Origin of the sequence: Streptomyces sp. NPDC058335, assembly GCF_042723915.1 — a bacterium.
In the GTDB taxonomy this organism is placed as follows: domain Bacteria; phylum Actinomycetota; class Actinomycetes; order Streptomycetales; family Streptomycetaceae; genus Streptomyces.
The window spans coordinates 50,448-67,847 of sequence record NZ_JBHXHX010000009.1; the positions used below are offsets into that span (position 1 = coordinate 50,448).

The window sequence follows — 17,400 nt, forward strand, 5'->3', positions numbered from 1 at the left end:
CCCCGTTGTTCACATCCGTCGACGATGTCTCCGCACGCCTCGCCGAGACCGGCTATCTGGCCTCGCCCTCCGTCGCCACCACCGTCTTCCTCGCCGACCGGCTCGGCAAGCCGCTCCTCGTGGAGGGGCCGGCCGGTGTCGGCAAGACGGAACTCGCCAAGGCCGTCGCCGAGGTGGCCGGGGCCCGGCTGGTGCGGTTGCAGTGCTACGAGGGCGTCGACGAGTCGCGGGCGCTGTACGAGTGGAACCACGCCAAGCAGTTGCTGCGCATCAGCGCGGGCCGCGACGAGACGTGGGACGAGGCCCGCACGGACATCTTCAGCGAGGAGTTCCTCCTGCCCCGCCCGCTGCTCACCGCGATCCGCGGCGACGAGCCGACGGTGCTGCTGATCGACGAGACCGACAAGGCGGACATCGAGGTGGAGGGCCTGCTCCTGGAGGTGCTCAGCGACTTCCAGGTCACCGTCCCCGAGCTGGGCACGATCACCGCGACCCGCCGCCCCTTCGTCGTGCTCACCTCCAACGCCAGCCGTGAGCTGTCGGAGGCGCTGCGCCGCCGCTGTCTGTTCCTGCACATCGGTTTCCCCGAGGAGGAGCTGGAGCGGCGGATCGTCCGGCTGAAGGTGCCCGGCATCGACGCGGCGCTGGCGGAGTCGGTGGTCAGGGTGGTGGGCGCGCTGCGCGCGATGGACCTGCGGAAGGTGCCCTCGGTCGCGGAGACGATCGACTGGGCGCGCACCCTGCTCGCCCTGGGCGCCGACGCGCTCGACGAGGTTCTCGTCCGCGACACCCTCGGCGTGATCCTGAAGCACCAGGACGATGTGCTGAAGGCCGCCGCGAAGCTCGATCTGGACGCCGTGTGACCGGCACGACGGAGGTGGCGGCGAGGCTGACGGGCCTGGTCGCCGCATTGCGCGCGCACGGCGTGCGGATCGGCACCGGCGAGACGGTCGACGCCGCGGAGGCGGCGGCCGCCCTGGGCTTCACGGACCGCGCGCTGCTGCGCGAGGGACTCGCCGCGACACTGCTGCACTCCGCGGACCAACGGCGGGTGTTCGACACGGTCTTCGACCTGTACTTCCCGTACGGCGTCGGCGCGCCCGAGGCCGGCCGGTCCGGCTCCGCGACGGCAGCGGACCGGGACGGCCTGCGCGACCGGCTCGCCACCGCCCTCGCCGACGACGACGAGTCCATGACGGCCCGGTTGGCGATCGAGGCCGTCGACGCCCTGGGCGGATACGGGAGTTCACCGGGGGCGGACGGCTGGTCGGCGTACCAGACCCTCGAACGGCTGCGTCCGCAGACCCTGTTGGCACGAGTGCGGGACGAGGTCCGGCGGCGGGGCGGGGCCGCCGGCTTCACCGACCGGCTGCTCGAGGACGAGGTCCGGCGGCGCATCGAGGCCTTCCGGGCACTGGTGGCCGTGGAGGCGCGGCGGCGGGTGGCCGAGCGGCGCGGCCGGGACGAGATCGCGCGGCGGGCGGTGGCCCCGACCGCGGACCGGGTCGACTTCCTGTACGCGGGCCGTGACCGGCTGGCCGAACTGCGGCGCACGGTGCACCCGTTGGCGCGCAAGCTCGCCACCCGGCTGGCGGCGCGGCGGCGCCGGGCCTCGCGCGGTGCGATCGATCTGCGGCGCACGCTGCGCGGCTCGCTGTCGACGGGCGGGGTGCCGATGCGTCCGGTACTGCGCCGTCGGCGCCCGGCCCGGCCCGAGCTGGTGCTGCTGTGCGATGTGTCGGGCTCGGTGTCCGGGTTCTCCGACTTCACGATGCTGCTGGTGCAGGCGCTGCACGACCAGTTCAGCAAGGTGCGGGTGTTCGCCTTCGTCAACCGCGTCGACGAGATCACCGGCCTGCTCCGGCACGGCGCGGCCGACCCGGAGGGCCTCGGCGCCCGCATCCGCGCGGAGGCCACGCTGACGGGCTGGCACGGCAGCAGCGACTACGGCACCGCCCTGGGCGAGTTCGCGGAACGGTACGGCGCGGCGGTCGGTCCCCGCACGACGGTGTTCGTGCTGGGCGACGCCCGCACGAACATGGGCGACCCGAACCTGCCCGCCGTACGGCGGATCGTGGCGCGGGCGCGCCGGGTGCACTGGCTGAATCCGGAGCCGCGTCCGCAGTGGGGTACGGGAGATTCGGCCGCCCCGGACTACGCCGAGCTGGTCGCGATGCACGAGTGCCGCAACGCCCACCAGCTCGGCGCGTTGATCAGCCGTATCCTCCCGGTCTGATCCGCTCTGGTACGGGTCTGATCCCGTCCCGGCCGTCCAGCCCTTTCTGCTCAACGGTCGGCCTCAGTCGGCCTTCGCGTACTCCTGGGCCATCTGTCCGGCGAAGTCGTACACCACGACCTGCTCGTCGCCGACCACCCAGGCGTCGTGGCCGGGCGGGCAGACGAAGACGTCACCGGGGCCCACTTCGCCCTCGGCTCCGTCGTCCATACGGATGCGCAGGCGGCCCTGGACGACGTAGCCGTTGTGATGGACCTGGCAGCTCTCGGTTCCCGCGAGCGGCGCCACCGACTCCGACCAGCGCCAGCCGGACTCGAAGGTCGCCACGGCGAAGTCGAGGCCCGTCATGTGGACGGCTTCGAGGTGCCCCCGCGGAAAATCACGTCGCTCGTCCGGCTTGTCGAGCGTCTTCACTTCCAGCATGACGCTCCTCCTTCCGGCCGCGCTGCACGGCGGCCGGGGCCGGTCTCCCCGGCGGCACTGGACGTCACCGGTGGGGGCCGGTCCCCACACGTTCATCCTCCGCCCGCGACCCGGGGGCCGCCATTCGGGTGAACCGGACGGCGAACCGGGCAGGGGTGGGGGGCGGCTCGAAGATCACGTCGAGGGGGTACAGCGATCACGGCGTCCTCAGACGCCGTCGCCGCAGAGTCGCGCGAAGCGTTCCGCGTCGATGTTGCCGCCCGAGACGATCACGCCGACCCGGCGCGGCAGGGGGCCGGTCCGGCCGGAGAGCAGGGCGGCCAGCGGGGTGGCGCCGCTCGGCTCGATCACGATCTTCAGGCGTTCGAAGGCGAACCGCATGGCCGCGCGGATCTCGTCGTCGGAGACCAGTGCGATCGCGTCGACCAGCCGCTGGTTCACCGAGAAGGTGAGTTCGCCGGGCGTGTGCAGGGCCTGCCCGTCGGCGATGGTGTGCGGCACGGGGATCTCGATGCGCCGGCCCGCCTCCAGCGACCGCCGGGTGTCGTCACCGGCCTCCGGCTCGACGCCGACGATCCGGATCCGCTCGTACAGGCCCTTGGCCGCCGTGGCGCTGCCCGCGATCAGTCCGCCGCCCCCGACCGGCGCCAGAAGTGCCCCCAACTCGCCTGCTTCCTCCAGGAGTTCGAGTGCGGCGGTGCCCTGTCCCGCCATGACGTGCGGGTGCTCGTAGGGCGGGATGAGGGCCAGGCCCCGCTCGGCGGCCAGGGCCTCGGCGATGGCCACCCGGTCGCCGCCGTAGCGGTCGTACGTCACGATCTCGGCGCCGTAGGCCTCGGTCGCCTCCCGCTTGGAGCGCGGGGCGTCGTCGGGCATGACGATCACCGCGGTGCTGCCGAGTTCCCGGGCCGCGAGGGCGACGGCCTGGGCGTGGTTGCCGGAGGAGTAGGCGGCGATGCCGCGCGCGAGCTGCTCGGAGGTCAGCCGGGAGGCCGCGTTGTAGGCGCCACGGAACTTGAAGGCGCCGACCCGCTGGAAGTTCTCGCACTTCAGGAGGACCTCGGAGCCGACCAGCGCGTCGAGGGTGCGGGAGCGCAGGACGGGGGTGCGGTGGGCGACGCCCTTCAGGCGGGCGGCCGCGTCCCGGACGTCGTCCAGGGTGATGATCGGCGGGGGTGTGGTCACGGGTGGGCTCCCTCGGAGGTGGGGTGCGGGCCGGGTGCGGCGGCCGTCCGGGCCTGGGACAGGTAGCTGTAGGCGGAGGCGCGGGAGATGCCGAGGCGGGCGGCGACCTGCTCGATCGCCCGGCGCACGGCGAACACGCCGCGTTCGTCGAGCGCGCGGAAGAGAGCGAGGCGCCGGGGCCGTTCCAGGCCGGCCCAGGTCCGGTCGCGCGGCAGGTGGGTGTCGAGGAGCGAGTCGACGACGGAGTCGATGTCGTCGCCGAAGGTGGTCACGGGTGCGTCCGCGGGCGGGCCGCCGGCCCCGGCGAATGCGGCGAGGAGGCTCTGGACTCGGCCGACCTCGGTGACGTCCACGTTGACGCAGAGGGCGCCGAACACCGTGCCGGCGGAGTCGCGCAGCACCATGGTCGAGGACTTCAGCGTCCGGCCCGTGCCGGTGCGGGTGACGTAGTTGAGTTCGTCGTCGGCGTCGTCGCCGCGGGCGAGGACGCGCATGCCGATCTCGCTCATCGCCCCGCCGACGGTCCGCCCGGTCACCTCCCCGGCGACGGCGACCACGGAGGTCTCCGGACGCCGGTAGTCGTGCAGCACCACCTCGCACACCGGCCCGAAGGTCGCCGCGATCCCGTGCACGACGGGCCCGAGGGCGTGCAGGATCGCATCCCGCTCGGCAGTGCGTGGATCCTCGTCCGGGGTGTCCTGGACCGTCATGCGGTTCCTCCTTCGTACGCCGGTTTCATTAGACCACAGTTCCAGCCTCTGGACAGACATTCCAGAAGCTTCTCCTGCCCGTCCCTTCGTCAGGGGAACCGGGGATCAAGGGGTGGCATCGCCAATTGTCGTTTCCCTAGGATGGGTTGCCGACCGTGCCAGCCCTCGGCGCGGGCCCGGACTGGGGGAAAATATGCAGCCAGGCAAGCAGCTGTCCACGTCGATCGATGCCACGGTTCCGACAGCCGCGCGCATGTACGACCACTATCTGGGCGGCAAGGACAACTACGCGGCGGACCGCGCGGCGTGCGAGGAACTCGACAAGGTCGTCCCCAGCACGCGCGCCCTCGCCCTGAACAACCGGCGCTTCCTGCAGCGCGTCGTACGGACCCTGACCCAGGAGTACGGAATCCGGCAGTACCTCGACCACGGGTCAGGCCTGCCCACGCAGAACAACGTGCACCACGTCGCCCAGAGCATCGACCCGAGCGCGCACGTCGTCTACATCGACAACGACCCGATGGTGCTCGTCCACGGCCGGGCCCTGCTGGAGCAGGACGAGCGCACCACGGTCATCCACGCCGACATGCGCGAGACCGAGGCGATCTTCACCCACCCCGACACCGAGCGCCTGATCGACTTCTCGGAGCCGGTGGCCGTGCTGTTCAACTCGGTCTTCCACTGCATCCCGGACAGCGAGACCGACGGACCGCCGGCCGTGGTCCGCCGCGTGGCCGAACGCCTCGCGCCGGGCAGCTTCCTGGTCATGTGCCAACTGGTCAGCGAGGACCCGAAGGTCCGCGAGTTCGTCACGAACTTCATGGACCAGGCCACACAGGGCCACTGGGGCCGGGTGCGCCAGGAGAAGGACATGGCCGCGCTGTTCGACGGCCTGGAGATCCTCGACCCCGGGCTGGTGGAGGTCTCCACCTGGCGGCCCGACACCGAGGTGGCGCCCCGTCAGCTCACCCAGGAGTGGATCGAGTACGGCGGGGTGGCCCGGCTGCCCTGACCGGCACCGGGCTCACGGGGCCGGGCGGTAGCGGGTCTCCGCCGTCTCGCGCAGGAGGGCGAGGGAGTCACGGGGACTCAGCGCCTCGTCGGCCAGCCGGTCCAGCGTGACCCGGTACTCCTCCGTCTCGTCCTGGTCCTCCAGGAAGGTGGCGCTTCTGATCTGCTCGAGGTAGACGACGTCGGGCAGATCGGAACCGCCGAACCGCAGGTACGTCACCGGGATCGACGGCGCGGAGGCGTGGGTGACGTCCAACGGCACCACCTGCACGGTCACATGGGGCAGCGCGGCCATCTTCACCAGGTGGTCGAGCTGCTTCCGCATCACCTCACGGCCGCCGAGCACCCGCAGCAGCACCGACTCGTCGACGACGGCCCACAGCTGCGGGGCGTCCGGCCGCTCCAGGAGCCGGGTGCGCCGCGTGCGCAGCTCCACCCGGCGCTCCACCTCGCGGACCGGCGCCGTCGGCAGGCCGCGCTCGACGACGGCGCGGGTGTACTCCGGGACCTGCAACAGGCCCGGCACGTACTGGATCTCGAAGGTACGGATGGCCGTGGCCGCCTCCTGGAGTCCCACCAGGCGGTCGAACCACTCGGGCATCAGCCGCTTGTCGTAACGCTGCCACCAGCCCGGCTCCCCCGCCCGCCGCAGCAGCTGGAGCAGGACGGAGGCCTCGTACTCCTCGGTCCCGTAGAGGTTCAGGAGTACCCGGACGTCGCCCTCCGTGGGAGGGCGGCGCCCCTTGCCCGCCTCGATCCGCGACAGCTTCGCCGGGCTGAACCCGACCGCACGCGCGGCCTGGTCCTGGGACAGCCCGGCGTCGTCGCGGATGCCCGCCAGCTGCACGCCGACCAGCATTTTCAGCAAGGTCGGGGCGGGCTCGGCCCGGTTCAGATACGGTTCGAGGCGGGAGACGCGAGGCGACTCGGCAGACATCCTGGGCTCCCCGTTCTGGCTTGCGTTGACCGGCAGACGACAGACCTCATTGTCGCATCCGAAGGCCACCGACCGCACGGTGCACGGCAATTGAGTCAGTCCGTGCCGCCCCGACACCAGGTGATCGCATGCCGTTACAGCAGGTGGTCGAACTCCCCGCCCTTCGCACCGGCCACGAACGCCGCCACCTCGGCCGGCGTGTACACCAGGGCCGGCCCTTCGGGGTCACGGGAGTTGCGCATCGCGACCCCTCCCCCGTCCAGGACGGCCACCTCCACACAGTTGCCCTCGGCATTGCTGTGACTGCTCTTGATCCAGCGGGCACCCAGCGCGCTCGCCCGGACTCCGTTCGGCACTGACGACACTGCACTCTCCTCGCTTCGTACGCGCAATTTCCCGTGAAATTGCACGAGGACATCGTCAGCGTGGATAATAGCCCTGTCGTCAACCGCTCTTCCCCCGCCCCGTACTGACGTTGCCTCAGGGAGATGCCGTGCCATCACCTGCGCAGTTCCGGAGTCCCGAGTCCGTCCGCGACTTGTCCAGAACGGCCGTGCTGCACCTCTCGGGCAGCCGGGAAGGATTCGCCGAGGCACGGGACTTCACCCACCGCACCCTGGACGGCTGGTCCCTGGAGCGCTGTGCCGACGACGCGCTCACCGTCGTCACCGAACTCGCCGCCAACGCCGTCCTGCACGCCCTGCCGGACCCACCGGAGGACGCCGCGGACGTACGGCTCAGGCTCTCGCTGCGCCGTTCCCACCTGGTGTGTGCCGTCACCGACCCGAGCGACGACCTGCCCGTCTACCCGCATGCCGGAGATCCTCTGCTGGAGCACGGCCGCGGACTGCACATCGTCGAAGCCCTCTCGGAGCACTGGGGCTGGACCCGCCGCTCCCCCACGGGCAAGACCGTCTGGGCCATGCTCCCGACCCGTACCCACACCTGACATGACTGCCATCAAGAGATCCACGCCGCTCGAGGACCTCGGCCATGTGCCCTGGCCCGAGATGGCCGACTCGACCGGGTCCGCCGAGGCCATCCCGGTCCTGCTGACCACCGTCGCCCGCGGCGACGCCGACACCGCCGGGCCCGCACTCGGCCAACTTCGCCAGCGCATCTGCCAGTACGGCTTCGTGGTGGGACAGGCGACGGCGGCCACGGTGCCCTTCCTCTGGGAACTCGTCCGGCTCCCGCAGGTCACCTGCCGCGTCGAAATACTGCACCTGCTGAAAAGCATCGCCGACGCCCGGCAGTGGGAGACCACCGCGGCCGCCTACCCCAAGCTGCTGCGCCGCCGCGAGAAGTACGTCGAATGGGAACGCGACGCGCGCCACGCCGTCCAGGCCCAGCGCGGCGTCCTGCGCCACCTGCTCGACGAACCGGACCACGAGATCGTCCGGGCCAGCAGAGAACTCGCCGCCACGCTGACCGACCGGTGACGCGTTAGGTTGTGGGCCATGAGCAACCTGGACCGCTCGCCCGTGCCCAGCGTGTGCGGCGGACGCGGATTCGTCGTCACCGAGCCCGTGCGTGAGCTGCTGAGTCCCCGCCGCGTCAGACTCGGGGAGTCGACCGAGGTACGCCGGCTGCTGCCGAACCTCGGCCGGCGCATGATCGGCGCCTGGGCGTTCGTCGACCACTACGGCCCCGACGACATCGCCGACGAACCCGGCATGCAGGTCCCGCCGCACCCCCACATCGGCCTCCAGACGGTCAGCTGGCTGCACGAGGGCGAGGTGCTGCACCGGGACTCCACCGGCAGCCTCCAGACCATCAGGCCCCGCGAACTGGGCCTCATGACCTCGGGCCGGGCGATCAGCCACTCCGAGGAGAGCCCCAGGTCCCACGCCCGGTACCTGCACGGCGCCCAGCTCTGGGTCGCGCTGCCCGACGCCCACCGCCACACCGAGCCGCACTTCGAGCACCACGCCACCCTGCCCACGGTCACGGCCCCCGGCCTCACGGCGACCGTGATCCTCGGCGACCTCGACGGCGCGACCTCGCCCGGCACGGCGTACACCCCGATCGTGGGCGCCGACCTCGCGCTCACCCGGGGCACCGACGTCCGGCTGCCGCTCGTCCCCGACTTCGAGTACGGCGTGCTGGCCATGTCCGGCGAAGTGCGCGTGGACGGCGTGACCGTACTGCCGGGTTCGATGCTCTACCTCGGCTGCGGCCGCAGCCAACTGCCCCTGCACGCTGAGTCCGACGCCGGCCTGATGCTCCTCGGCGGCGAGCCCTTCGACGAAGAACTGATCATGTGGTGGAACTTCGTCGGCCGCACCCAGGCCGAGATCGAACAGGCCCGCGAGGACTGGATGAAGGGCACCCGTTTCGGTGACGTGCGCGGCTACGACGGCGCCCCGTTGTCAGCGCCCGAGCTGCCGGCGACCCCGCTGAAGCCACGGGGACGGGTGCGCTGACCCACGGGTTACTCGGCGAACGCGAGAACGAACGCGAGAACGAACAATAGTAGCCATGTACATAATCGCCATGTACCGTATCCGTCATGAGCAACGGTTCCGCAGGGGCCACGCCCGGTTATCTGGTGTGGCGGCTGTCCACGAAGTGGCGGGTGGCGGTGGACCGGGCGGTGGCACCGCTCGGCCTCACCCACGCGCAGTACGCGGTCGTCGCGTCGCTGTACGGCATGCGGCAGGCCGGTGAGCGCCCCAGTCAGCGGCGGCTCGCCGACCACACCGGCCTCGAACCGCTGTACGTGTCGAAACTGGCCCGCGCCCTGGAGTCCGCGGGGCTGATCGAGCGCACCCGCGATCCACGCGATCCACGCGCGGTGCAGCTGGCGCTCTCCGAGCAGGGCCAGGACGTCGCCCGACGGGCCATCGGCGTGGTGCACGGGCTGCTGGAGCAGTTGACGGAACCGCTCGGCGGCCTGGACAGCGCCCGCACCCGCACGTTCGCGAGCGAGCTGGGCCTCCTGCTCGACGTACCCCTGGAACCACCGCACGACAGCACGGCACAGACCATCACGGACGAGAGCACCAAGGGGAAGTCATGACCACCACCGCACCTCCCGTCGACAGCCGCGTCATCGGCCTGGCCCACTACGCCGCCCGCGCCGTCGTCGAACGCGTCCTGAGCCGCCACGGAGCCACCTTCCAGCAGCAGATCGCCCTCCGGCCGGCCGTCGTCGACGGGCCTCTCGACCGGGAAGCGCTCGCCGGCCGGGTCGTCGCCGCCCTGAAGGCCGACCCCGCCGACGCCCACGCAGTCATCGGGGAACTGCTGGCCAAGGGCCTGCTGGCGGCCGACGGCGAGAGCATCGGCGCCACGGACGCCGGGCGCGCGCTCCACGACACCGTGACCGCCGAGACGGCCCCGATCTCGGCCCGGATCTACGCCGGGATCCCCGCGGAGGACCGGGCCGTCGCCGGCCGGGTGCTCGCCCGCATCACCGAGCGGGCGGACGCGGAACTGGCCGCCATGTAGCCCGGCGAACTAGTGGAATATTCAACTGTCCGGCGCGGTTGTGGGGGTCGAAGGAGGCCACGAGTGGACATCACCTACGACACCGAGTACTACGCCCACGGAACGCCGGCCGAGCGCTGGGAGCGTGCGCGGCTGTTCTTCGACGCCAAGGAGTACACTGCCGCCGCGCGGGTCCTGGCCGGGCTGGTCGAAGAGGTGCCGGAGCAGACCGGACCGCGGCTGCTGCTGGCCCGCGCCTACTACCACTCGGCCCAACTGGGCCGTGCCGAGGCCGAGTTGCGCGTCATCGTGGAGCGCGACCCGGTGGAGCACTACGCCCGTCTGATGCTGGGCCGCACCCTGGAGCGGCAGGGACGGCACGCGGAAGCGGGCCCGCACCTGAGGATCGCCTCGGCGTTCACGGGTGACTTCACTCAGGCCTGACACAGAGCCTGAGGCCAGGTCCGGCACGGGGCCCGGCGCGGAGCGGCCCGGCGGTGAACTCCACCGCCGGGCCGCTCCGTTGCGCTGTACGCATACTCAGACGGACGCCCGCCGCCCCCGCCGGTGCGCGATCTCCCCGAGGACGACGTCCACGGCGAGGAACACGGCGAGGGGGATTCCGAGGAGCGGCAGGAAGTAGCCGAGGACGGCGATCGCCGCCATCAGCGGCACCATGACGTACGGCGGGACCTGTGCCCACGCGCCGCGCGGGACGGGCCGGCCGAAGGCGGAGCCGCGGCCGCGCTGCCACCACATGCGGTAGCCCCACACGATCAGCAGGACCAGCGCGAGCGCGAGCGCCATCAGGACGATCTGGTTGACCAGGCCGAACAGGACGCCGGTGTGCAGGTCGATGCCCCAGCGGGTCAGCTTGGCGAGCACCGGGAAGTCCTCGAACCGCAGGACGTCGGTGACCTCGCCGGTCGCCGGGTCGACGGCCACCGCGTCCTGCTTGGTGGGCCAGCTGCGCTGCACCTGCCGTACGACGTACGCGGATTCGGTGTCGGCCGGCGGCACGATCTCCACGGGGTCGCCGAGGCCCTCGGCGCGGGCGGCGGCCAAAATCTTGTCGATGCCGACGCCGTGCTCGCCGTCGCCGCCGTCGCCGGCGGCCGCGTCATGGCCGGCGTGTTCGCCGCCGCCCGCCGCGGAGACGGCCGGGGTGGACTGGCCGAGCGAGGTGCGCAGTTCGTCGATGTGGGCGCCGGCGTACTGGGACCAGGTGAGCCCGGTCGCGGAGAGGAAGAAGAACCCGGCGGCCGCCCAGACGCCGACCGTGCCGTGCAGACCCAGTGTGCGACGACGGCCGCCGGTGCCGCGGACCTTGCGCAGGGCGCGGCGGCGGGAGAACCACAGCGCGACACCGCCGCCCGCGATCACCCAGAGCCAGCTCGCGGCCAGCTCGCTGTAGAGGCGGCCGTTCTCGCCGAGACGCAGGTCGCGGTGGAACTCGTCGATCCAGGTCCGCAGCGGCAGCGCGCCGGTCGAGCCGTACTGCTCCAGCGCACCGCGCACCTCGCCGGTGTACGGGTCGACGAACACGGCCAGGGAGTGGGTCGCGCCCACGCCCTTGACGCCGGAGAGCAGCACCCGGGTGGTGGCGTCGTCCTGCGGGGAGGGCCGTACGGCCGTGACCGTGCCCTCGGGGTGGGCCTTGCGGGCGGCGGCGACCTGCTCGGACATCGGCAGCTTCGTGTCGCCGACGGGGACGGTCGTCTCGTGGGCGTACACCAGCTTCTCGGCCTGGAAGGCGCCCGCGTAGAGGAAGCCGGTGAGGGCGGCGACGAGGAGGAACGGGGCGACGAGCAGGCCGGCGTAGAAGTGCAGGCGCAGCACGAGCGGACGCAGCGGGGCCCACGGGCCGCGGGGCCCCGGCGGGGGTGCCGCGGGCTGCGGGGCCTCGTCCTTGGTGGTCGAGGAAGTGGTGGACATCGGCGGGCTTCTCCGGTGGTCGGTGGGGACGTATCAGCCGTGACGGAGCAGTAGTCGGACCGCGGCCCCGCCGAGTTCCCGGCCGTTTCGGTGACCTGCGTCACAGGCATGGCGGTCGTGGCATGCTGGCCGGATGGCATCTCCCAGTCCTCGCGCACCTCTTGCCGAGCGGGTCGAGGAACTCCTCGCCGTCGGCGGCCCGTTGCCGATCGTGGCGGCCGGTGACCCGGTCCTGCGCACCGGCACCGAGCGCTACGACGGTCAGCTCGGCCCCGCGCTGCTGGCCCGCTTCGTCGAGGCGCTGCGCGTCACCATGCGCGCGGCGCCGGGCGTGGGCCTGGCCGCGCCGCAGGTCGGCGTGGAGCTGCGGATCGCGGTGATCGAGGATCCGGCGCCGGTGCCGGAGGAGGTGCGGCTGGCCCGCGGCCGGGTGCCGCAGCCGTTCCGGGTCCTGGTCAACCCCGCCTACGAGCCGTCGGGTTCGGGCCGCGTCGCCTTCTTCGAGGGCTGTCTGAGCGTGCCGGGCTGGCAGGCGGTGGTGGCCCGGCCCGCCGAGGTACGGCTGACCGGCGAGGACGACAGTGGCCGGGCGGTGGACGAGGTGTTCCGCGGATGGCCCGCCCGGATCGTGCAGCACGAGACGGACCACCTCGACGGCCTGCTCTACCTGGACCGGGCGGAGCTGCGCTCGCTGTCCGCCAACGAGACGGTGGCCCGGCGCTGGGCGCAGCCGACACCGGAGGAGGCAGCCCGCGCGCTGGGCTTCGGGCTGCCGTAACCGGACCTCAGTTGTCCCGGAACGCCTCCAGCAGGCGCAGCCAGACCTCGCTGATCGTCGGGTAGGACGGGACGGCGTGCCACAGACGGGCGATGGGGACCTGGCCGACGACGGCGACGGTCGCCGAGTGGATCAGTTCGCCGACGCCGGGGCCGACGAAGGTGACGCCGCGCAGGATCTCGTCCTCCAGGTCGACGACCATGCGGGCGCGGCCCTTGTAGCCCTCGCCGTAGAGGCCCGCCCCGGCGACCGAGGAGAGGTCGACGTCGACGGCGCGGACGCGGTGTCCGGCCTGTTCCGCCTCCGCGAGGGAGAGGCCGACCGCGGCGGCCTCCGGGTCGGTGAAGACGACCTGCGGGACGGCGGCGTGGTCGGCGGTGGCGGCGTGGGCTCCCCACGGGCCGGCGTCCAGGTCCGTCTCCCCCGAGGCGCGGGCGGCGATCGCGGCACCGGCGATACGGGCCTGGTACTTGCCCTGATGGGTGAGGAGGGCGCGGTGGTTGACGTCGCCGACGGCGTAGAGCCACTCGCTGCCGGTGACGCGCAGGCTGTCGTCGACCGGCAGCCAGGAACCCGGTTCCAGGCCGACGGTGTCGAGGCCGATGTCGTCGGTGCGCGGGGCGCGGCCGGTGGCGAAGAGGATCTCGTCCGCCTCGATACGGTCGCCGGTGCCGGTGACGACCACGACCGTGCCGTCCCTGCGGGTCACCGACTCCACCGAGGTCCCGGTCCGCACGTCCGCGCCGGCCGCGGTGAGCGCCTCGGCGACCAGTTCGCCGGCGAACGGCTCCATGCGGTTGAGCAGCCCCTTGCCGCGTACCAGGAGGGTGACCCGGGAGCCGAGGGCCTGCCAGGCGGTGGCCATCTCGGTGGCGACCACTCCGCCGCCGACCACGACCAGGCGGCCGGGCACGGACTGGGCGCTCGTCGCCTCGCGGCTGGTCCAGGGCCCGACCTCGGCCAGCCCCGGCAGATCGGGCAGGACGGCCCGGGTTCCCGTACATACGGCGACGGCGTGCCGGGCGGTCAGCACCTTGTCGCCGACGGTCACCGTGCGCGGGCCGGTCAGGCGGCCGTGGCCTCGGTAGAGGTCGGCGCCGATGCCGTCCAGCCAGCCGACCTGGCCGTCGTCCTTCCAGTCGGAGGTGAAGTAGTCGCGGTGGGCGAGGACCGCGGCCGCGTCGAGGGGGCCCTGCACGGCCTGGCGCAGGCCGGGCAGGCGGCGGGCCTCGGCCTGGGCGATGACCGGGCGCAGCAGGGCCTTGCTGGGCATGCAGGCCCAGTAGGAGCACTCGCCGCCGACCAGTTCGCTCTCCACGACCGCGGTGGTGAGGCCTGCCGCACGGGTGCGGTCGGCCACGTTCTCCCCCACGGGCCCGGCCCCGAGCACCACGACGTCGTACGCGATGGTTTCCGTTTCCGTCATGGGGTCAGTCTGGTGGTTGGTGTGCGGGGTGGCCACACGGGTAGGGCGCGGAATACGCGACCGGCCGGCCGTGTTGGCGAGGTCGGCTTCACCCCATGCCGGGAGGACCCGGCAGGAAGCACCGGGAAGAGGGAATGACGTCATGAGCAGCACCGTGGAGCTCACCAAGGAGAACTTCGACCAGACGGTCACCGACAACGACTTCGTCCTGATCGACTTCTGGGCGTCCTGGTGCGGGCCGTGCCGTCAGTTCGCCCCGGTCTACGAGAAGGCCGCCGAGGAGAACCCGGACCTGGTCTTCGGCAAGGTGGACACCGAGGCCCAGCCGGAGCTGGCCGCGGCCTTCGGCATCCAGTCGATCCCCACGCTGATGATCGTGCGTGACCGTGTCGCCGTGTTCGCGCAGCCGGGCGCCCTGCCCGAGGCCGCCCTGACGGACGTCATCGGGCAGGCCCGCAAGCTGGACATGGACGAGGTCCGCAAGTCCGTCGAGGAGCAGCAGGCAGCCCAGGGCGAGTGACCCCCGGAGCTAGAACGGGTACGGCGCCACGTCGCCGCGCACCGTCGTCCAGCGCACGTCGGTGAAGGCCTCCAGGTTCGCCTCGCCGCCGAAGCGGGCGCCGGTGCCGGAGGCGGCGACCCCGCCGAACGGCGCCACGGCCTCGTCGTTGACCGTCTGGTCGTTGATGTGCACGATCCCGGTCGGGATGCGCTCGGCCAGGTCGAGGCCGCGGGCCGTGTCGCGGGTGACGATGCCCAGGGACAGGCCGTAGGAACTGGCGGCGGCCAGGGCGGCGGCCTCGTCGGGGGTGCCGAAGGCGCGGACCGGGGCGACCGGCCCGAAGACCTCCTCCGCGTACGCGGGGGTGTGGTCGTCGACGCCCGCGAGGACGGTCGGGCGGTAGAAGAGGTCCTCGTGCGTGCCGCCGGCCGCGAGCTTCGCGCCGGCCGCCGTGCTGGCCTCCACCAGGGCGTGCACCTTGCCGAGTTGGCCGCCGTCGATGAGCGGGCCGAGGTGGACCTGGGCGCGGTGCGGGTCGCCGACGGCCAGGGCGTCGGCCTTCGCCGCGAGCCGCTCGACGTACTCCTCGTAGATCGAGGCGTGCACGAGGTGGCGGCCGGTGGTCATGCAGATCTGGCCCTGGTGGAAGAAGGAGCCCCAGGCCGCGGTGGAGATCACCGCGTCGAGGTCGGCGTCCTCCAGCACGATCAGGGCGGAGTTCCCGCCGAGTTCCAGATGGGCGCGCTTGAGGTGGCGTCCGGCGGCCTCGCCGACCGCGCGGCCGGCCGCGGTGGAACCGGTGAAGGAGATCACCGGGACGCGCGGGTCGGCGACCATGGCCGCGCCCGTCTCGGCGCCGCCCGGCAGGATGTGCAGCAGTCCCTCGGGAAGACCGGCCTCGGCGAAGACCGCGGCCAGGGACAGACCGCCGCAGACCGCCGTGCGCGGGTCCGGCTTCAGCAGGACCGCGTTGCCGAGCGCCAGGGCGGGCGCGACCGAGCGGATCGACAGGATCAGCGGGGCGTTGAACGGGGAGATCACGCCGACGGCTCCGACGGGGACGCGCCGCGTGTACGACAGCCGGGGCGCCTCGCTGGGCAGGACCTGGCCGGCCGGGCGGGAGGCGAGGGCGGCGGCCTCGTAGCACTCCTGGGCGGCGACGTGCAGTTCGAAGTCGGCCTTGCCGGGGACGGAACCGGACTCCCGCACGAGCCACTCGCGCAGTTCGTCGGCGTGCGCGCCGAACAGGTCGCCGGCCTTGCGCAGCACCGCGGCCCGGACGAAGTGGGGGGCGCGGGCCCACTCGGCCTGGGCGGCGAGGGCGGTCTCCGCGGCCGGGGCGACATCCTCGGCGCCGGCGAGGACCACCGTGCCGAGGGAGTCGCCGGTGGCGGGCTCGGTGACGGGATACGTGGGACCCGACAGGCTGCGGGACTGCCAGGTCGTGGGGTCGAGCAACGGCATGACGGCTCTCCGATCAGTGACCCGCGGGACGTGCCGGGGGGAGCGGAAGTCCCGTGTTCTCGCCGCCTGTTGGGCGGTCGCGTGGCGGGATGCGGTGATCCGGCGCAGCCCGGCGAGCTGCGTCAGGTGTCGAACGCGGTCCCATCTGGTTGAGCATGCAACATCCTAGTCGGCGGGCGGCGGATACGGGCGGGCCGCGGCCGTGCCGGTCGGCCGTACCCGTCGGCCGTACCCGTCGGCCGTACCGCTCAGGTCGAGTCGCGCTGCACCACCGTCGCTGAGAAGAGTTCGTGCGACTCGGGCGTGGCGCCGGGGTTACGGACCGCCCGGTCGACCAGCTCGGCGAGGCCGCGGCCGGAGGGCAGCGCGATCCGGACGGTGCTGAGCCGCGGACGCAGCAGTCTGGCCAGCATCAGATCGTCGGCGCCGATGACGGCCGCGTCCTCGGGGACGCGCACGCCCTCGTCCTGAAGGGCGCTCATGAGCAGCATCGCGTACTCGTCGTTGTAGGCGAAGACCCCGTCCAGGCCGAGGGCGCGCCAGCGGGCGGCGAGAGCGGCCGCGGACTCCTCGGTGTAGGCCAGGGACAGCGCGGTGACGGTGGCACCGGTGCCGTGCAGGGCCTCGCGGGCGCCGTCGAGGCGGGGCGCGGAGAACGTCTCCAGGCCGGGCTCCTCCGGGACGACCACGCCGATACGGCGGCGCCCTCGCGCGTACAGATGGCGTGCGGCGCCGCGGCCGACGCCGGCGTGGTCGGTGAGCAGCGCGTGGGCGCCGTCGACGGGCTCGGTGCCGAGGGTGACCACGGCTCGGGCGCCGGCCCGCTTGAGCACGGCGACGCCCTGCGGGCCGAGGCCGGGACCCGGCACCAGGACGGCCACGGGCCGCAGTTCGGCCCAGGCGCGGGCGGCCTCGTCCCCGTGCAGGCCGCTGGCGCCGTACTGGACGACGGTGTAGTCGAGGCGGCTGAGGGCGCCCTGGAAGTCGTGCACGAACTGGCTTTGGAGAGGGCCCGCGGGGACGGGCGGGGCGGGCATCAGGACCATGCGGCTGTGTCCGGCGCGCAGGCTGCGGGCCGCCGCGTGCGGGACGTACCCGAGTTCCTCGGCGGCCCGGTGGACGCGGCGGCGGGTGGGCTCGCTGATCCGGACGGCGCCGGTGTCGTTCAGGACGTAGGAGACGGTCGCGCGGGAGACGCCGGCCAGGCGGGCCACGTCGGCGCTCGTGGGCACGGAGCGCGGCGCCGACGGCGATGTCGGCGCGGGCGTGTTCGGTATCTGCACCATGACGTACGGCATCTTGGCAGAGGCGGGGGCGGGGGTTTTGGGCGGGGGAACACTCAAATCGTCCGTGATTTGACG

The 17,400-nt window shown here is 72.7% G+C and carries 20 protein-coding genes; 11 read left to right on the forward strand and 9 right to left on the reverse strand.

The window, feature by feature from the left end:
- Positions 1–5 precede the first annotated feature (5 nt).
- Positions 6–863 (forward strand): AAA family ATPase, encoded by an 858-nt coding sequence (locus ACFWJX_RS19050; RefSeq protein WP_383244198.1) that lies wholly within the window; start codon positions 6–8, stop codon positions 861–863.
- The gene (locus ACFWJX_RS19055) at positions 860–2,236 is read left to right on the forward strand and encodes a VWA domain-containing protein (protein ID WP_383244200.1); all 1,377 of its coding nucleotides are present in this window, start codon (positions 860–862) and stop codon (positions 2,234–2,236) included. Before ACFWJX_RS19050 ends, ACFWJX_RS19055 begins: the two co-directional genes overlap by 4 nt.
- 63 nt (positions 2,237–2,299) lie before the next feature.
- Here the strand turns inward: ACFWJX_RS19055 and ACFWJX_RS19060 are convergent, their stop codons facing one another.
- The 3 genes from ACFWJX_RS19060 to ACFWJX_RS19070 form a co-directional block, all read right to left on the reverse strand.
- On the reverse strand, positions 2,300–2,659 hold the full coding sequence (locus ACFWJX_RS19060; RefSeq protein ID WP_383244202.1) for a cupin domain-containing protein: 360 nt from the start codon (positions 2,657–2,659) through the stop codon (positions 2,300–2,302).
- Positions 2,660–2,866: 207 nt separating this feature from the next.
- Positions 2,867–3,844, reverse strand: a complete 978-nt coding sequence (locus ACFWJX_RS19065; RefSeq protein ID WP_383244205.1) for a pyridoxal-phosphate dependent enzyme — start codon at positions 3,842–3,844, stop codon at positions 2,867–2,869.
- A complete protein-coding gene (locus ACFWJX_RS19070) occupies positions 3,841–4,554 on the reverse strand; it encodes a transcriptional regulator (RefSeq protein ID WP_383244208.1) in 714 nt (237 codons plus the stop codon). The genes ACFWJX_RS19065 and ACFWJX_RS19070 overlap by 4 nt, the downstream gene beginning before the upstream one ends.
- 193 nt (positions 4,555–4,747) lie before the next feature.
- On the opposite strand from ACFWJX_RS19070, the gene ACFWJX_RS19075 reads away from it, so the two are divergent.
- On the forward strand, positions 4,748–5,566 hold the full coding sequence (locus tag ACFWJX_RS19075; protein WP_383244211.1) for an SAM-dependent methyltransferase: 819 nt from the start codon (positions 4,748–4,750) through the stop codon (positions 5,564–5,566).
- 12 nt (positions 5,567–5,578) lie between these two features.
- Here the strand turns inward: ACFWJX_RS19075 and ACFWJX_RS19080 are convergent, their stop codons facing one another.
- Together ACFWJX_RS19080 and ACFWJX_RS19085 are read right to left on the reverse strand one after the other, a co-directional pair.
- Positions 5,579–6,502 (reverse strand): helix-turn-helix domain-containing protein, encoded by a 924-nt coding sequence (locus ACFWJX_RS19080; protein ID WP_383244214.1) that lies wholly within the window; start codon positions 6,500–6,502, stop codon positions 5,579–5,581.
- A 134-nt stretch (positions 6,503–6,636) separates the two neighbouring features.
- The gene (locus ACFWJX_RS19085) at positions 6,637–6,867 is read right to left on the reverse strand and encodes a DUF397 domain-containing protein (RefSeq protein ID WP_366056571.1); all 231 of its coding nucleotides are present in this window, start codon (positions 6,865–6,867) and stop codon (positions 6,637–6,639) included.
- A gap of 173 nt (positions 6,868–7,040) precedes the next feature.
- On the opposite strand from ACFWJX_RS19085, the gene ACFWJX_RS19090 reads away from it, so the two are divergent.
- The 6 genes from ACFWJX_RS19090 (at position 7,041) to ACFWJX_RS19115 (ending at position 10,378) form a co-directional block, all read left to right on the forward strand.
- Positions 7,041–7,451 (forward strand): ATP-binding protein, encoded by a 411-nt coding sequence (locus ACFWJX_RS19090; RefSeq protein WP_383244217.1) that lies wholly within the window; start codon positions 7,041–7,043, stop codon positions 7,449–7,451.
- Position 7,452: 1 nt separating this feature from the next.
- On the forward strand, positions 7,453–7,944 hold the full coding sequence (locus ACFWJX_RS19095) for a hypothetical protein (protein WP_383244220.1): 492 nt from the start codon (positions 7,453–7,455) through the stop codon (positions 7,942–7,944).
- A gap of 18 nt (positions 7,945–7,962) precedes the next feature.
- Positions 7,963–8,928: a pirin family protein gene (locus ACFWJX_RS19100; RefSeq protein ID WP_383244223.1), complete on the forward strand. Its 966-nt coding sequence runs from the start codon at positions 7,963–7,965 to the stop codon at positions 8,926–8,928.
- Between the two features lie 86 nt (positions 8,929–9,014).
- Positions 9,015–9,524, forward strand: a complete 510-nt coding sequence (locus ACFWJX_RS19105; protein WP_383244226.1) for a MarR family winged helix-turn-helix transcriptional regulator — start codon at positions 9,015–9,017, stop codon at positions 9,522–9,524.
- Positions 9,521–9,955, forward strand: a complete 435-nt coding sequence (locus tag ACFWJX_RS19110) for a MarR family transcriptional regulator (RefSeq protein ID WP_383244229.1) — start codon at positions 9,521–9,523, stop codon at positions 9,953–9,955. Before ACFWJX_RS19105 ends, ACFWJX_RS19110 begins: the two co-directional genes overlap by 4 nt.
- Before the next feature lie 63 nt (positions 9,956–10,018).
- Positions 10,019–10,378: a tetratricopeptide repeat protein gene (locus ACFWJX_RS19115; protein ID WP_383244231.1), complete on the forward strand. Its 360-nt coding sequence runs from the start codon at positions 10,019–10,021 to the stop codon at positions 10,376–10,378.
- A 96-nt stretch (positions 10,379–10,474) separates the two neighbouring features.
- On the opposite strand, the gene ACFWJX_RS19120 is transcribed toward ACFWJX_RS19115, so the two are convergent.
- Positions 10,475–11,869 carry a PepSY-associated TM helix domain-containing protein gene (locus ACFWJX_RS19120; protein ID WP_383244234.1) on the reverse strand — a complete coding sequence of 465 codons (1,395 nt, stop codon included), beginning with the start codon at positions 11,867–11,869 and terminating at the stop codon, positions 10,475–10,477.
- A gap of 133 nt (positions 11,870–12,002) precedes the next feature.
- Here ACFWJX_RS19120 and ACFWJX_RS19125 point away from each other — a divergent pair, with 133 nt between their 5' ends.
- Positions 12,003–12,647: a peptide deformylase gene (locus ACFWJX_RS19125; RefSeq protein ID WP_383244237.1), complete on the forward strand. Its 645-nt coding sequence runs from the start codon at positions 12,003–12,005 to the stop codon at positions 12,645–12,647.
- A 7-nt stretch (positions 12,648–12,654) separates the two neighbouring features.
- On the opposite strand, the gene ACFWJX_RS19130 is transcribed toward ACFWJX_RS19125, so the two are convergent.
- Positions 12,655–14,073: a dihydrolipoyl dehydrogenase family protein gene (locus ACFWJX_RS19130; RefSeq protein WP_383244240.1), complete on the reverse strand. Its 1,419-nt coding sequence runs from the start codon at positions 14,071–14,073 to the stop codon at positions 12,655–12,657.
- Between the two features lie 142 nt (positions 14,074–14,215).
- Here ACFWJX_RS19130 and trxA point away from each other — a divergent pair, with 142 nt between their 5' ends.
- Positions 14,216–14,593, forward strand: coding sequence for a thioredoxin (gene trxA, locus ACFWJX_RS19135; protein WP_363087959.1), 378 nt, complete (start codon positions 14,216–14,218; stop codon positions 14,591–14,593).
- A 9-nt stretch (positions 14,594–14,602) separates the two neighbouring features.
- On the opposite strand, the gene ACFWJX_RS19140 is transcribed toward trxA, so the two are convergent.
- Complete coding sequence (locus tag ACFWJX_RS19140) at positions 14,603–16,039, reverse strand: benzaldehyde dehydrogenase (RefSeq protein ID WP_383244243.1); 1,437 nt, start codon at positions 16,037–16,039, stop codon at positions 14,603–14,605.
- Between the two features lie 248 nt (positions 16,040–16,287).
- Positions 16,288–17,337, reverse strand: coding sequence for a LacI family DNA-binding transcriptional regulator (locus ACFWJX_RS19145; RefSeq protein WP_383244246.1), 1,050 nt, complete (start codon positions 17,335–17,337; stop codon positions 16,288–16,290).
- Positions 17,338–17,400: the final 63 nt, after the last annotated feature.